This window comes from Microcystis sp. LSC13-02 (assembly GCA_002282935.1).
Lineage (GTDB): Bacteria > Cyanobacteriota > Cyanobacteriia > Cyanobacteriales > Microcystaceae > Microcystis.
The window spans coordinates 16,988-32,060 of record MTBT01000028.1; the positions used below are offsets into that span (position 1 = coordinate 16,988).

A 15,073-nucleotide genomic window follows, 5' to 3' on the forward strand; every position below is an offset into this window, starting at 1 on the left:
TCGGTGAAGCGTCAACCCCGTTCAGCGACCACCCTAAAAAAGTGGCGTGGTGAGGAATCGCCGTCCGTTTTACGGCGGCGAGGATGTCAAACTTCCCCTCCCCAATGCAAATAGGCTTCAATAAAGCTATCTAAATCCCCATTCATTACCCCGATAACATCGGTGGTTTCCACATTACTGCGGAGATCCTTAACCAATTGATAGGGATGAAAAACATAGTTACGGATTTGATTCCCCCAAGCGGCCTCCACCATATCGCCGCGAATTTCAGCGATCGCTTGAGCCTGTTGTTCCCGAGCAATAATTAACAATTTCGCTTTTAATAAAGCTAGGGCTTTTTCTTTATTTTGTAATTGCGATCGCTCTTGGGTACAACGCACAGCGATGCCTGTGGGAAGATGAACTACCCGCACGGCAGTTTCCACTTTATTAACATTTTGTCCACCTTTTCCCCCCGATCTAGTGGTGGTAATTTCTAAATCTTTATCGGGAATTTCTACCCTCACCGCATCATCGCCCAAAATTGGCATCACTTCCACCCCGGCGAAACTGGTTTGACGTTTACCATTAGCATTAAAAGGGGAAATTCTTACTAACCGATGGGTGCCTTTTTCTCCTTTCAGATAACCGTAAGCATAAGTTCCGGCAATCTCAATTGTCACCGATTTAATTCCCGCTTCATCTCCTTCTGATATTTCCGCTAAAGTGACTTTATATCCCTGTTTCTCGGCCCAGCGAGAATACATTCTCAGGAGCATTTCTGTCCAATCCTGGGCATCGGTTCCCCCGGCCCCCGCATTAATCGTTAAAACCGCTCCTTTCGCGTCGTAGGGACCATTTAAAAGCTGTTGCAATTCCCAGCGATCGAGGTCATGCTGTAAATGAGTTAAATTGTCCGTTGCTTCTTCTAGTAAAGTTCGATCGGATTCTAATTCTAATAACTCGATAATTGCCTTGGTATCTTCTAATTGTCCACACCAACTTTGATAGGTTTCTAAAGAAGATTTACATTCATTTAGTTCTTGCAGGGTTTTTTGAGCAGTATCGGGATTATCCCAAAAAGTGGGGACGGCCGCCACCTGTTCTAAGTCTTTAATTTTGGCCCTTAAAGTGGGTAAGTCAAAGATAGTCCTGGGTTTTACCCAGGCGCGATCCTACTATCTCGATACCTTTTTTTAGTTCCGATATTTCCATGTTTTCAGTTATCAGTTATTAGTTACTCTAGGAGTCAGTCCCGATGAAAAAATTTTCACCCCCACAGATGAAAGAGGTTTCCTTCCCTACACCCCACACCCCACACCCTACACCCTCTTTCAAGGGTTTTAGGGTTTTGGGGTATTAGTTGAAATTCCCCTATCTCCCCATTTCCCCACTCCCCCATTTCCCCTATCCACTCTCTGTTCCCCGTTCCGCAGTTCCAGCGTTCACTAAAATGGTACGATCGATCCGCGCAGGGGGGCAAGACTTTGTAAAGCGTTTTCAGCCTTATTGCGACTACTAAACGCGCCTATTTGCCAGACAGAACGACCTTTGTAGGAAGTGGGGAAAGCGTCGGGATAGAGAGAACGAACCTTAGTGCGATCGCTCTCGGTTTTAGCTTCGATTACTACTTTAAAACCTTGGCGACTACTATTGCTCATATTACCACTACTGGGATTAGCGGCAGCCCGATTAAAAGTGATCACGTCTGATAAACTTCTGGGATTGCCTAGGTTGCGCGGTGGCGGTGGTGGTACAATTGCATTATTATTCTGGGAATTGGGAGGAGTCAGGGGGGGTAAATTAGAGTTAACTGGGGACGGTGGGGTAAAATTTGGCTCTGGCACTGGATTACTGACCACTGGCTGAGGATTGCTCTCTACTGCTGTTTCTGCAGCGGTAAAGGTATATTCTCGCACTTCGGGATTGGCAGAAGGATTAACAGGTGTTTCTGCTTTGACGGATTCTCTGGGGAGAGAATAACTATTACCCGCGAGTAATTCCGGGGGAGGACTGAAACTGGGACTATCGGCAGTTAGATAGATATGACTGAGATTTTGACCGGCTAGACTGCGTTTAGTAAAGCGCCAGCCATCGATGAGATAAATTTGCATTAAACCGGTCCCTAAACCTTTTGTCCGTCCAATAATTACCTCCGATTGCTTGGGATTGCGGGGGGTTCCCACAAGGACTAATTCCCCGTTGCGTTGTACGATACGCAGCAGGTATTCTAAACCGTAATCTTTGCCCTGAATGCGAAGGGAATAACCGTTACTGTCGGTGGCCCGTTCACAACTGCCAGTAAAATCGAAATCGAGCAAGAGAGGCTGAACAATGGTCGGTTCTGTGCCATTTACCGCCCAACATTGGCGTTTACCCGGGATTTGTTGCAAAATCAGTAAATCGTATTTACCGTTACCGTAGGGTCGGGCAATAGCGATAAAATCCTCTTGATTAACTTCTTGTTGTTCAAAGAGAGTTGCTTGACTCGGTGTAGTCAGGAGACAACCCCCCAGAAGTGAAAACAGTAGGGTAAATTTTAGGGATGATTTTAGATTCATAAATAGGGAGCGTTGTTATGGAGATTGTACTTGCATTTATTTTATCGATCTGGACGTAAGCGAGAGAATTTTGTTTTCTTGGAAGATAGCTATTACAAGGGACTAATCCACAGTAGGATAGAGATTGCTAAAAATTGACCCTTGAATAGAGTGGCAACAAGATGGCGAAAGCGGCGATTATTGGATTGGGAAGATCGGGAATAGCAGCGGCAAGATGCTTAAAACGGGATGGTTGGCAGGTGACATTAAGCGATCGCTCTGATTCTCCCAGTTTACAAGCAACCAAAACCAATCTGGAAAGGGAAGGAATTAGGGTTAATCTTGGTCAAAATCTCAGTCTAGAGGCTTCGGACTTGCCTAATCTTATCGTGGTTAGCCCCGGGGTGCCTTGGGATGCCCCGATTTTAATTACTGCCAGAGAAAAAGGCATCGATACGATCGGAGAATTAGAATTAGCTTGGCGTTATCTGCAATCTTCCCCTTGGTTGGGTATTACGGGAACTAACGGCAAAACCACCACCACCGCCCTCTGTGCCGCTATTTTTCAAAAAGCGGGGTTAAATGCTCCTTCCTGCGGTAATATCGGCTATGCTGCCTGTGAATTGCCTTTAAAAGCCGATAAATACGATTGGATTATTGCGGAGATCAGTAGTTATCAGATCGAGTCCAGTCGGGATTTATCGCCGAAAATCGGCATCTGGACAACTTTTACCCCCGATCACCTCAGTCGTCATCAAACCCTCGAAAATTATTATCAGATTAAAGCCTCTTTACTGCAAAGAAGCGATCGCCAAATCCTCAACGGTGATGATCCCTATCTGCGTCAAATCGGTGTTAGTCAATGGCAACAAGCTTATTGGACTTCTGTGAAGGGTAAAGATGCGCTTTTGGGCGATCCTAGTCGTGGTGTTTATCTGCAAGATAACTGGATCGTGGCTTTTGGGGAGTTAATTGCCCCGGTTAATCTGCTGAAAATGGTGGGTAGTCACAATCAGCAGAATTTGCTTATGGCTGTGGCCGCCGCTAGATTGGCAGGAATCGAGAAAAAAGCCATTACTGAAGCGATCGCCACTTTCCCTGGGGTTGCCCATCGTCTAGAGTATGTTTGTACATATAAAGGCCTAGACTTTATTAATGATAGTAAAGCAACTAACTACGATGCGGCCGCAGTGGGCTTACAATCCGTCCCGAATCCGGCGATTTTAATCGCGGGGGGAGAAGCGAAAGCAGGGGATGATCGGGCTTGGATCGCTGAAATTAAGGCAAAAGTCGCCACCGTGCTGCTTATTGGTGACGCTGCCGCCGATTTTGCCCGTCGTTTACAGTCGGCAGGTTATCAAGATTATGAATGTGTAGAAACGATGGACAGGGCAGTTCAACGCGCGGCTGAACTAGGACCGGCAAAAGAGGCTAAAGTGGTGTTATTATCGCCCGCTTGCGCTAGTTTTGACCAATACCAAAGTTTTGAACATCGCGGCGATCACTTTCGGCAATTGTCCTTACAGTTGTAGGGGCATGGGGATAGGGGAGTGGGGAAGTGAGGAGATGGGGGAAGTGGGGAATTTCAACTAAAACCCCAAAACCCTAACACCCTAAAACCATGTTGCCGACAGCTAAGACGCAATTTTTGTTCCCAAAGATACTCTTTTTTGGCTAAGTTGGGTAAAATCAGGAGGAGTTAACCAAAAAAAATAAGAGAAAAAAACGTGCTGGGATCGTCCTTCCATCTTGATCATCTTTTTAAAAAACCCCTAATTGCCTGTCTTTTGTCCTGTGTGGGTGTCTTGCTGCCGATCCCAGTTTTAGCGACACCGGTGGCAGTGTTAAAAAGTCAAGAAAATGCCAATCAATGGACAGCTATCACTGAGCGTTTGCAAAATGTCGGGGTTAATTACTGCATTCTCCAGAGTAATCAGTGGCAAAGCGACGCGGATTTAAATAAAATTAAGGTTCTAATCATCCCCAACGTCGAGACTATTTCCGGTTTACAAGCTAGTGTCTTGAGTCGTTGGCTTAATCGCGGTGGTAAAATTATTGTCACCGGTCCGGCGGGGAATCTTTCGGAACCTGCTGTGCGCGATCAATTGCGATCGCTATTTGGGGCTTACTGGGCCTATCCTCACTCCCAAGCTTACACCCTGCGGCCGACTAATTTAGGTGAACTGAAAAACCAAAAACCTCTAGCCAGCAGTCTCCTCGGTGGTGTGGTTATCCCCACGGGAGTTAATAGCCAAACCGTTGCCGTCTGGGGGGCGCGCAACAATCCCCCCGCCGTTGTCCTCAATAATAACTCGATCTTTCTCGGTTGGCGCTGGGGCAGCGATGCCGTCGCTAATCTCGCCCTCGATAGTGCTTGGCTAGAAACCGCCCTGCAACGCTACGGCATTAATCGTAGTTCTTCTCATAGCACAATTGCGCCCTATTGTCAAGGAAACTCAACAATAGTTAATAATATTAATAATACCCCAACAGCGATCTCGCGTAGCGAGCGCGTTGCGATCGCACCCCGTCGCCCTCTACCCCAGATTTCAGAAAATCTCCCCAGTGAAACGGCGAGATTAAGTCCGAATACCGAGGCAATTCCCCCCAGAGCAAGTCTAACTCCTCAACAAATTAGCCAGATGACGGCGGAATTGCAGGGATTAATCGGGCGTTATGGGGCGACTCTCTTAGCTTTAGAGGCAAGTAATAGTAATATATCCAATACTGATAAATCCTTAGCACAAGCATTTCATAATCGTGGGAAAAATTCCCCCACCTCAGATACAGCCAGACGATTCCGTTTAGCCCTAGAAAATGCCCAAGGAAGCTTAAATAATTTTCAGAATTTAATTGCCCAGGGGGCCTATACCCAAGCGCGGGAATTTTGGTTACAAGCGCGGCGAAGTCTTTGGGATAATTATCCCACTAATCGACAATTTGCCCAGCCAGAAATACGGGCAATGTGGTTAGATAGAGGCACGATCGTAGAAGCTAAAAATGAGGACGATTTAGCTAAAGTATTCGATCGCATGGCGGAGGCGGGTATTAATGTGGTCTTTTTCGAGACAGTTAATGCTAGTTATACTATTTATCCCAGTCAAGTTGCCCCCGAACAAAACCCTTTAACTAGAGGTTGGGATCCCCTAAAAGTTGCCGTTAAATTAGCCCATGAACGCAATATGGAAATCCACGCCTGGGTGTGGGTTTTTGCGGCGGCTAATCAAGCTCATAATAAAGTATTAGAGCAACCATTAGATTATCTAGGTCCAGTTTTATCCCGTAATCCCGATTGGGGGGCAACTAATAAAAGTGGTGGTTCTTTTGATTATAGTCAAGGCACGAAAAAGGCCTTTTTTGATCCTGCTAATCCCGACCTACAGAACTATCTTTTATCTCTTTACGAGGAAATTGTCAAGAATTATGATGTGGATGGCTTGCAGTTAGATTATATTCGCTATCCCTTCCAGAATCAAAGTTCTAATCAAACCTATGGTTATGGTAAATCCAGCCGTTGGTTATTTAAACAAATGACAGGAGTTGATCCGATTACTTTAAATCCCCGGGGTGCTTTATGGGAACAATGGACTAGCTTTAAAATCCGTCAGGTTGATACTTTTGTCTCGCAGGTTTCTACTCGCTTAAAACAGATTCGCCCCCAGTTAAAAATGTCGGCGGCGGTGTTTCCCATGGAACAAAAAGAACGATTATATCGTATTCAACAAAACTGGGAAGAATGGGGACAAAATCAATGGATAGACCTGATATTTTTAATGACTTATGCTCTCGATACAGGGACTTTAGAAGAGAAAACCCAGTCTTTATTTGATCGCAAAATTGCAGGAAATGCTCTGATTATACCCGGTATCCGTCTGTTAAAAGTACCCGATCAAGTCATGATCGATCAACTACAATTTATTCGCAATCTTCCCACTTCGGGATTCGCTCTTTTTGCCACAGAAAATCTCAATCCCAACTTGCAAACAATTCTTAATCGCATTCAGGGATCGATGATTACGAAAAAAACCGAACCTTTACCCCACCGTCAACCCTTTAAAACGGCAGCAGCGCGGTTTAATTCCTTGCGTCAAGAGTGGAGTTTTTTAATCACGAATAATTTATTAGCAATGGAGGAGGGAACCTTAAAAACTTGGGGGCAAGAAGTGGACGAAATGGCTAATCTATTAGAACAATTAGCTAATAATCCCAGCCCTCGTAATTTGACTTTAACTCAAAATGCTTTAAAGCGATTTAGCTATAAATTTAAATCTGTGATGTCCAGACAAAAAGATTTATCTGCCTATCAAATACAGGTCTGGGAAAATCGCCTCGCAACCCTACAAAGTCTCTTAAGTTATGGTCAAATGGTTGAGTTTTAATTAGGATTTACTGAAAAAGTTTGTCGGTGGGGGTAGGAGTCAGGAGTCAGGAGTCAGGAGTCAGGAGTTTCAGGCTTTGTTGCCCTTGTTTTTTGTACCAAGCAATGTACTATATTGCACTAACATCGGACTTTAACAGGTCAAAAGCTTTATTTTAAAAGGGTTTTACCATTATTCAGCAAGCCCTAATTAGGATTTACTGAAAAAGTTTGTCGGTGGAGTCAGTATTCAGGAGATTATTTTTATTTATTCTCCCCACACCCCACACCCCTATCTCCCCACACCCCACACCCCGCACCCTCTTGTCAGAGGCCCGCCCGAATATGTAACAATTTATGGGAGAAACCCCCAAGCAAATTTAACGAGAAAAACATGGCAGCTACAATTAAGAAAGGAGCTTTAGTCCGCGTGGTGACGGGAAACCTAGAAAATAGCCTCGAAGCCCTAGCCAGCGATCGCCGTTTACCCAGTTATATGTTCAACTCGACAGCAGAAGTCTTGGATATAAAAGATGATTATGCTTTGATTAAATTCTATGTTCCTACCCCCAGTGTGTGGCTAAAGCTCGAACAACTGGAACCCGCCTGATGAGGATATTGCCTCATCCATAAATCATGGTTGACTTCTACGATACACTCCTCCCCTGTCAATCGCCCCGAGTCTCGGTTATTGGTGCTGGTAACGTCGGACGCACCCTGGCCCAACGCATCGCCGAAAAAAACCTCGCCGATGTGGTTCTCCTCGATATCGTCAATGGTTTACCCCAGGGTATTGCCCTAGATTTGATGGAAGCCCAGGGCATAGAACGGCACGACAGCGAGATTATCGGCACTAATAACTACGAAGACACGGCAGGCTCCGATATTGTCGTGATTACGGCTGGATTAGCCAGAAAACCGGGCATGAGTCGCGATGATCTCATGAATGTCAATGCTAAAATTGTCGTTGAGGCCGCCACTAAATGCCTCAAGTATTCGACCGGAGCCATTTTTATCGTCATCACCAATCCCCTTGATGTGATGACCTATCTAGTCTGGCAAGCGACGGGTTTACCCCCCCAAAGAGTGATGGGAATGGCGGGGGTCCTCGATTCTTCCCGTTTACAAACCTTTATCGCCATGGAATTGGGGATTAGTACCGCCGACGTTCATGCTATGGTCTTGGGTGGTCACGGTGATTTAATGTTGCCCCTACCCCGTTACTGTACCGTCAGTGGTGTGCCGATTACCGAATTAATGGACGAGATAACAATTAACCGTCTAGTGGAGAGAACTCGCAACGCTGGGGCTGAAATCGTCAAATTACTGCAAACTGGCGGCGCTTATTACGCCCCTGCTTCCTCTGCCTGTACCATGGTCGAGACGATATTGAGAAATCAATCCCGTTTACTGCCGGCGGCAGCCTATCTTAAGGGTGAATACGGCCTACAGGATGTCTATCTGGGGGTTCCCTGTCGCTTAGGCTGTCGGGGGGTGGAAAGTATTCTGGAAGTGCGTTTGACCGATGCTGAACGTCTGGATTTACACAATTCTGCTGCCTCAGTTCGTCAAAATGTTCATTTAGCTCTTGACAGTCTCAAGGTTTTGGTGTAGTTAGGGTCTGCTGAAAAAGTTTTTCGGTGGGGGTAGGAGTCAGGAGTCAGGAGTCAGGAGTCAGGAGTTTCAGGCTTTGTTGCCCTTGTCTTGCACTAACATCGGACTTTAACAGGTCAAAAGCTTTATTTTAAAAGGGTTTTACCATTATTCAGCAAACCCTAGTTAATACAATTCATATTTTAAGAGGGTACAGGGCAAAGAACCGTTATACAAGGGAGTGCGACGGGAAGAACGCAGACCGATTTGTTTAGTCAGTTCTTTGTTTCCCGATAAAATATAGGCTGTCCAACCCTTAAACCTCTGTTTTAAGACATCACCGAAGGATTTATATAAGGCCCCTAATTCTTCGGTATTGCCCAATCTTTTGCCGTAAGGGGGATTACAGAGAATAATCCCTCGATCGCTCGCCGGTTCTAAGTCGGTGATGCTTTGCAAGCTAAAATTAATATGGTCCTGCACTTGACAAAAATAGGCATTATCCTCGGCCTGATGCAAAACCTCGTAATCGGCATCACTAGCATAAATTGGCGCATTTAGCTGAAATTTTTGTTTTTCTTTAGCTTCCTTAACCAAAGATTGCCATAAATCCTGTTGATAGTCTGGCCATTTCTGAAATCCGAACTGGGAACGAGATAAACCGGGGGCAATATTTAAAGCTTTTAACGTCGCTTCGATGACAATGGTTCCCGAACCACAGAAAGGGTCCAAAAGCGCCATATCATCCTGCCATGCCGATAATTCTACCAAAGCAGCGGCGAGACTTTCTTTTAGGGGTGCGACTCCCATGGCCCGATGATACCCGCGACGATGTAAACTGTGGCCAGAACTATCTAAACTAAGCACACAGCGATTTTTCTCGATATGAGCGTTAATTTGCAGGTCGGGGTTTTCTGTATCCACAAAGGAACGTGGATTCCCCTGTTGACGCTGTTGGTCGATAATAGCGTTTTTGATGCTTAAAGCGGTGTAATGGGTGTGATTGAGGCGATCATTCGTTCCCGTACATTGTACCGCTAAAGTTTCCTCACTGCTGAGATAATCGCGCCAATCAATGGCTTGAATGCCATCATACAGTTCCTCCCCATCCCCACAGGGAATTTCGGCAATGGGAACCAAAACCCGAAAAATAATTCTTGACCAAAGATTGACTCGATAGAGTAGGGCCAGATCTCCCTGAAAATGGACTCCGGTGAATACGGGTTTAACTTCTTTGGCCCCCAGGAATTCTAATTCCCTAGCGGCAATTTCTTCTAGTCCCCTAGCGGTAGTAGCAAAATAGGATCGAGTCATATCAGTTATCAGTTTTCAGTTTTTAGTTTTCAGTGATTAGCTCTGGTCGTTGGTAGCTTGAAATCAGAAAAATTTTAATTTTTATCCCCTTGTAAATTCCCTATCTGATTCGCTCAAGTCAGTTAAAATCGATTAATGCTACAGTAATCAGTAGGATTTAGCCCATCGGAAAATTTTACCCAATCACAAGCATAATAATCCTCTTTTGTCAAGGCAGAAATGCTTAAGAATTGTGTCGCTGTGGTCATTAGTTTTATCTATCCTGAGTCGTTCTTTCTTTATCTTGCAGGTAGTTGGCGATCGAATCAAGTTTTTGTTAGGAAATATTAAGGGTTTCTCCCAATCAAGACTAGACAGCATTCTCTGAGAAAATAATGTAGGCGCTCATTATCGTTAGGGAAGGTTTTCTTGCGAGTTGCCTGAGCTATATTTGCTAGTTCGGTTTCTCTTATCTCTATATTATCCAGCCAATTCTCGAAATCTTCTTTTTCCATGTGTTCTTTAAATTTGTTGGGATTATCTATAGATAATTCGAGTAATTCTGGGATATTGTTAACGTCTTTTCGTCCACCATTGTCTAAGTTAAAATAGAAAGGTGGATTATATTCTGGATTTCTACTGTAATTTTTAATTTCATTAAAAAGATTTTTAAATAAATCATTGATAAGATTATTTAAAAAGACTTGTATATCTGCTCCTTCTGCTTGTCTTTTGAATAGTTTAATTTTATTAACTTGATCAAGAAGATTTTTAAAATCATTTACTGTTTGATACATTTCCCATACTCTATAGTTAGACTTCCAAAATATTCGTGTACTTTTCACCTCTTTATTTTGTGCGTTAATTCCTTTGTACCAGATTTTTCTTAAACTTCCTTCACCGTCTTTTAATTCGGAATTTTTTTGTCTCGTTACACTATTCCATCTCCAGAGATATCCAATTATTACTAAAGGAACTAATAATATTGCTAAAAAAACCATATTATTTAATATGTTGACTGCGGAAAAGATACCACCTACATTTGCGACTAATGCAATACCACCAAAAACGACCGTAACCCAATTATTTTCTTCTGCTTCAATTTTTAAAGTTTGCATATAGCTTTCCCAAACAATAGGCTTTTGACCATCGGGTAAATTATTAAAGTATAAATCATTAATTTTAGGCTCAATATTAGTGGCAATATATCTACCAATTCTAACAATCAGATAAGTATTTCCATGAACAAGAAGGATGATTAATATACAAGAAGCGGGAACTATTATTCCTAGAATAATGGCTGAAGGAATTCGTCGTTCAATTGGAATATCATAAAAGTTTTGTCGAGATATTTTTTCTGTTTCTGTCTCTTTTTCTTTAATAACTAACGTTGAATTTGTTTCTTGATTGGTGTGATTACTATCCGCTTTTGGATGAGATATTGTCTGTTTTATTGTATTTCCTGTTTTCTTTTCTATTGTAGTTGTATCTGTGGGTATTCTAGTAACAGTTGTTGTCTCTTTCATGATGGGAAGATTAGCGATGGGACTGATCCCAATTCCCAGTAAAGTCAAAACTAGAGCGCCTCCGAAGACAATAACATTAGTGCGATTTTGCACGGTTTGCAAAATTTCCGTTCTCAGGGTTTTATACTCCTCCATACACACATCGATCGCTTTATTTATATCGGGTTGATTGTTGTTATTAGGCATTTTTTAAATCCTGAATTTATATATAGTTGTAATTTTATCTGGTCAAATAGAATTACACTATTGGCTTCAACTTTTCTTAATTAGTTCTAATGCGATTTGTAAATTAGCCTGTGTCCAAAGGAGAGGAGTGGCATCATTAGGAATATACTTTCCCTGTTCTAGATAGTATAATTCGGGACATTTAAACTCACCAACGGGGGAATCATTACCTGTAATTTGTCCGAGAGAACGATTGAAGTAATGGGTTTGTAGGTTAAGATATTTTTCCTGACCTGTACTCTGGAATTTAAGGGCAAAAATGGCAGAAATAATCGGATCAAAAATACACCATTGTGCTTCTTCGCCTAGGTTTAATCCTCTCCCTTGTTCCTGTAACCAACCTTCTCTTTCTGCTGATACGGTGGTGCGGATTTCTGGGGGAATTAAGCGATAGTCTCGACACCAAAAAGAATCACCTAAATAGCGACGAATACCGTAATCTCCCTGAAGGTGAACGATAACATTATTAAGAATTTGATCGGCGATATTTGTCTCCACCACTTGTAAAGGATAAATCAAAAAAAGTAGAGCTGCATCATAACTTCTCCCTTGTGGTACTGGTAGAAGACACTCGGCTGGTAAAATCTGGTATAAAGCTTGTTCTCCTATCTCAATTAATTCCGTTAAAAATGCTGGTGTAATCCTGCGATTTTCGGCTGTGAGATTTATCTCTGTCTCGATTAATAACCTTTTTAATTCCCGTAATCCCGCTACCACAACCCCGATGCTAGATGCTTCTATTTTGCGGGTTTCTTCCCAGTGACCGCTATCCTCATCCTGCCAATAACTAATCGCTTGAAAATATAAAGGAAATAGGGCAATTGTTTCTAGACAATGGGGGGAAAGCTCAACATATTTTTCCCGTGCTAAACGACAATAAAACCAGAGAAAATAGCCAAGAGCATCATTTTGTGCGTGTTGCCAAACTTGGTCAATTTCCGTCAGTGTACGTCCCTCAAAACGAATATGAGGACGTTCCATGATCTTTTCAGGATTAACTCGACCTTCGATAATATTAATAAAACGCCTTTGGAACTTTTGAAAATAGTTCAACAAAGTCTGAATATTCTTGACAGCGATCGCTGTCTGTCCGATAATATAATGAGAATAAGCCAGATAAACGTTATCCCTCAGCCAAACATTGGCGTATCCCGTGTATTCTGTCTCATTACTGACTAATGCTGCTGGAAATAAGCCATTTTCTAGGTGGGGAAATCTCAAGACGTGATTTTCCGACAAAAACGAGGATAATCTCTGAATATCCCCTAGAGAGTAGCGGTATTTAATGAAATCGAGAATTTTTTCGTTGTGAACAACCAGCATCGGCAAAATACCCCAATAATCTGCTCAAAAACGCATTTATCTCGAACAATTCTACTGAGAAACCCAAAAAATGCGTCTTTGATTAGGATCCCGTCGGGAACTTTGTTCACCCATGACTTGCCGCGCTTGACTAGGATCAAAACTACGACTAAATTGATCCCGCAGTTGATTAACGCGTTCCTCCTTTTCTTGGGCCGCCAAACGCACTTCTTCTAATTTTGCCTGTTGGATCTGTTGGTAGGGTAGCAAACGAGCGATCGCAAAAACTGCCGTGATGGAAAGAGCGCTATAGGCAATAATTCGCAGCCAAATCTCGATAACTTGCCAGTTTTGGGATTTATTGCCGCTTTTTGGCTTTTTTTGTGGTTTTTTGTCGGTTTGGTTTCCTGTTCGTGCGGTCATAGATTTACGAGTATCAGTAAAATCGGTCAGAAAAATGGCTAATCACTTTCAATTTACACCCAATCACTGATAACTGATAACTGATGACCGATAACCGAAAAAACCCCAATCGGTCTATCCTATAGCTAGGTCAGACGGGATCAGGGTTTATTGAAAGCGATTTTACTTATAAAGTTCCGTCGCTAGACGAAAAGCCAAAATCCCGGGGATTAAAGCAATTACCAGAGCGACTAAAACTTGAGTATCAGAAAGCATTGCTGATTATCTCCTCATAAAGATATTTATCCAATACTTTCCGACATCATCGGGGTTCTCTGCATCATTTCGTTACAAGAATTCATATCTCCCCACTCCGATGACGGTTATCTCCCCTAGAAAAGAAAGTTGTAAAAGCGTTAAGCTGAGGTATCGCCATGATTACATTTATTTTTACCTGCGGCCTCAATGTTAGACTCGCTCCTTGATTCATCTCTAACCCTTAGTCTAAAAACCCCGTTAATTCTGTTGGTTCTCATTGCCCTAGAAGCGGTATTATCAGCAGATAACGCCATTGCTCTCGCTTCCATAGCACAGGGATTAGGAGATCATCAGCGTCAACGTCAGGCCTTGAATATTGGCTTAGTTTTCGCCTATATTCTCCGTATGATCCTGATTCTTACCGCCACCTGGGTGGTTAAATACTGGCAGTTTGAACTTTTGGGAGCAGTATATTTGCTCTGGTTAGTCTTTAATTACTTTGCCTCCCCTGAAGACAAGGATCACACCCATCATAGTCTCAAGTTTCAATCTCTCTGGCAAGCTATCCCCCTAATTGCCGTTACTGATTTAGCTTTTTCCCTCGATAGTGTCACCACTTCCATCGCCGTGGCCGATGATACTTGGTTAATCCTGCTTGGTGGTACGATCGGAGTAGTTACCCTGCGCTTTATGGCCGGTTTATTTATTCGCTGGTTAGAGGAATACACCCACCTAGAAGACGCTGGTTTTGTCACCGTCGGTTTGGTGGGTTTAAGATTGCTGTTGCGGGTGATTAGTCCCGATTTTGTGCCGCCGGAATGGATTATGATTAGTTTAATTGCTATCCTCTTTGCTTGGGGTTTCTCAAAACGCAACGATCGAGAACCCATAGAGAGTGATACCATCCAATCTGATAAATTGCCTTGACAATCCCCCACTGAAAAGAAAATCCCTAGAAGATCATGTCATCTTTACCGACTCCATCTGCTGATACCTTAGAAAATTCTACTCGATCGCCCTCTTGGAAAATTAAACTTCTCTACGATGGAGAATGTCCCCTCTGCTTGCGCGAGGTCAATTTTCTGCAAAAACGGGATGCTGGGAGAGGATTAGTTGCTTTTGTCGATATTGCCGCCGAAGACTATAATCCGGAGGAAAATGGCGGTATTTCCTTCGCGGCAGCCATGGGACGAATCCACGCCGTACTAGCTGATGGTACTATACTCCAAAATGTGGAAGTGTTTCGCCAAGTCTATGATATTTTGGGCATTGGTTGGATTTATGCCGCTACCAAATGGCCGGTTATTGGATTTCTAGTGGATATTATCTATGAAATTTGGGCTTCTTGGCGATTAACCTTAACCGGAAGACCGAATTTAACTACAATCTTAGCAGAACGTCAAAAACGTCTGGAATGCAACTCATCAAATCGTTGTTCTCAGTCAGTTAAAATCTCCTAAAAAAATAGGGAGTATTTAGGGTTTGCGGCAAAAAGTTTTTCGGTGGGGGTAGGGTGTGGGGTGTGGGGTGTGGGGTGTGGGGTTTTACCAGTTTTGAGGTGGCCAATTACCTAATTTTCAGGGAAAAAGTGCCTAAAT

General features: G+C 43.2%; 14 protein-coding genes. 6 read left to right on the forward strand and 8 right to left on the reverse strand.

The features are described 5' to 3' along the window. Positions 1-86: 86 nt before the first annotated feature. Together prfB and BGL89_RS01765 are read right to left on the reverse strand one after the other, a co-directional pair. Positions 87-1,194 (reverse strand): peptide chain release factor 2 gene (gene prfB / locus BGL89_RS01760; protein WP_286824077.1). Its coding sequence is split into 2 segments (ribosomal slippage): positions 87-1,121 and positions 1,123-1,194, totalling 1,107 coding nucleotides; the frame shifts between segments, so codons are not numbered across the junction. A gap of 233 nt (positions 1,195-1,427) precedes the next feature. Next, positions 1,428-2,540, reverse strand: coding sequence for a DUF3747 domain-containing protein (locus tag BGL89_RS01765; RefSeq protein WP_286824079.1), 1,113 nt, complete (start codon positions 2,538-2,540; stop codon positions 1,428-1,430). A gap of 161 nt (positions 2,541-2,701) precedes the next feature. Here BGL89_RS01765 and murD point away from each other — a divergent pair, with 161 nt between their 5' ends. The 4 genes from murD to mdh all read left to right on the forward strand — a co-directional run bounded on the left by murD (position 2,702) and on the right by mdh (position 8,490). Further along, positions 2,702-4,051: a UDP-N-acetylmuramoyl-L-alanine--D-glutamate ligase gene (gene murD, locus BGL89_RS01770; RefSeq protein ID WP_286824081.1), complete on the forward strand. Its 1,350-nt coding sequence runs from the start codon at positions 2,702-2,704 to the stop codon at positions 4,049-4,051. Between the two features lie 195 nt (positions 4,052-4,246). Then, positions 4,247-6,898, forward strand: a complete 2,652-nt coding sequence (locus tag BGL89_RS01775) for a glycoside hydrolase family 10-like protein (protein ID WP_286824083.1) — start codon at positions 4,247-4,249, stop codon at positions 6,896-6,898. Positions 6,899-7,270: 372 nt separating this feature from the next. Continuing rightward, the gene (locus BGL89_RS01780; RefSeq protein WP_045361132.1) at positions 7,271-7,486 is read left to right on the forward strand and encodes an NAD(P)H-quinone oxidoreductase subunit O; all 216 of its coding nucleotides are present in this window, start codon (positions 7,271-7,273) and stop codon (positions 7,484-7,486) included. Positions 7,487-7,512: 26 nt separating this feature from the next. Further along, positions 7,513-8,490, forward strand: a complete 978-nt coding sequence (gene mdh, locus BGL89_RS01785; protein ID WP_286824088.1) for a malate dehydrogenase — start codon at positions 7,513-7,515, stop codon at positions 8,488-8,490. Positions 8,491-8,655: 165 nt separating this feature from the next. Here mdh and BGL89_RS01790 read toward each other — a convergent pair whose 3' ends face one another. The 6 genes from BGL89_RS01790 to psaM all read right to left on the reverse strand — a co-directional run bounded on the left by BGL89_RS01790 (position 8,656) and on the right by psaM (position 13,493). Beyond that, entirely contained in the window at positions 8,656-9,783 is a 1,128-nt protein-coding gene (locus BGL89_RS01790; RefSeq protein ID WP_286824090.1) for a THUMP domain-containing class I SAM-dependent RNA methyltransferase, read from the reverse strand. Positions 9,784-9,905: 122 nt separating this feature from the next. After that, positions 9,906-10,031, reverse strand: coding sequence for a hypothetical protein (locus tag BGL89_RS01795; protein WP_286824092.1), 126 nt, complete (start codon positions 10,029-10,031; stop codon positions 9,906-9,908). Positions 10,032-10,109: 78 nt separating this feature from the next. Further along, positions 10,110-11,474, reverse strand: coding sequence for a hypothetical protein (locus BGL89_RS01800; protein WP_286824093.1), 1,365 nt, complete (start codon positions 11,472-11,474; stop codon positions 10,110-10,112). A 66-nt stretch (positions 11,475-11,540) separates the two neighbouring features. Further along, positions 11,541-12,836, reverse strand: coding sequence for a glycoside hydrolase family 15 protein (locus BGL89_RS01805; protein WP_286824094.1), 1,296 nt, complete (start codon positions 12,834-12,836; stop codon positions 11,541-11,543). 51 nt (positions 12,837-12,887) lie between these two features. Next, complete coding sequence (locus BGL89_RS01810) at positions 12,888-13,238, reverse strand: slr1601 family putative cell division protein (RefSeq protein ID WP_286824095.1); 351 nt, start codon at positions 13,236-13,238, stop codon at positions 12,888-12,890. A 162-nt stretch (positions 13,239-13,400) separates the two neighbouring features. Continuing rightward, complete coding sequence (gene psaM, locus BGL89_RS01815; RefSeq protein WP_012264462.1) at positions 13,401-13,493, reverse strand: photosystem I reaction center subunit XII; 93 nt, start codon at positions 13,491-13,493, stop codon at positions 13,401-13,403. Positions 13,494-13,682: 189 nt separating this feature from the next. Here psaM and BGL89_RS01820 point away from each other — a divergent pair, with 189 nt between their 5' ends. Beyond that, a complete protein-coding gene (locus BGL89_RS01820) occupies positions 13,683-14,402 on the forward strand; it encodes a TerC family protein (RefSeq protein WP_286824103.1) in 720 nt (239 codons plus the stop codon). A 35-nt stretch (positions 14,403-14,437) separates the two neighbouring features. Next, complete coding sequence (locus BGL89_RS01825) at positions 14,438-14,935, forward strand: thiol-disulfide oxidoreductase DCC family protein (RefSeq protein ID WP_286824105.1); 498 nt, start codon at positions 14,438-14,440, stop codon at positions 14,933-14,935. The last annotated feature ends 138 nt before the right edge of the window (positions 14,936-15,073 follow it).

Bases quoted from the DNA above. Each gene is read 5' to 3' on its own strand.
- BGL89_RS01810 (WP_286824095.1), bottom strand. From the start codon at position 13,238: ATGACCGCACGAACAGGAAACCAAACCGACAAAAAACCACAAAAAAAG.
- BGL89_RS01790 (WP_286824090.1), bottom strand. From the start codon at position 9,783: ATGACTCGATCCTATTTTGCTACTACCGCTAGGGGACTAGAAGAAATT.
- psaM (WP_012264462.1), bottom strand. From the start codon at position 13,493: ATGCTTTCTGATACTCAAGTTTTAGTCGCTCTGGTAATTGCTTTAATC.
- BGL89_RS01805 (WP_286824094.1), bottom strand. From the start codon at position 12,836: ATGCTGGTTGTTCACAACGAAAAAATTCTCGATTTCATTAAATACCGC.
- mdh (WP_286824088.1), top strand. From the start codon at position 7,513: ATGGTTGACTTCTACGATACACTCCTCCCCTGTCAATCGCCCCGAGTC.
- murD (WP_286824081.1), top strand. From the start codon at position 2,702: ATGGCGAAAGCGGCGATTATTGGATTGGGAAGATCGGGAATAGCAGCG.
- BGL89_RS01795 (WP_286824092.1), bottom strand. From the start codon at position 10,031: ATGACCACAGCGACACAATTCTTAAGCATTTCTGCCTTGACAAAAGAG.
- BGL89_RS01780 (WP_045361132.1), top strand. From the start codon at position 7,271: ATGGCAGCTACAATTAAGAAAGGAGCTTTAGTCCGCGTGGTGACGGGA.
- BGL89_RS01800 (WP_286824093.1), bottom strand. From the start codon at position 11,474: ATGCCTAATAACAACAATCAACCCGATATAAATAAAGCGATCGATGTG.
- BGL89_RS01825 (WP_286824105.1), top strand. From the start codon at position 14,438: ATGTCATCTTTACCGACTCCATCTGCTGATACCTTAGAAAATTCTACT.
- BGL89_RS01765 (WP_286824079.1), bottom strand. From the start codon at position 2,540: ATGAATCTAAAATCATCCCTAAAATTTACCCTACTGTTTTCACTTCTG.
- BGL89_RS01820 (WP_286824103.1), top strand. From the start codon at position 13,683: ATGTTAGACTCGCTCCTTGATTCATCTCTAACCCTTAGTCTAAAAACC.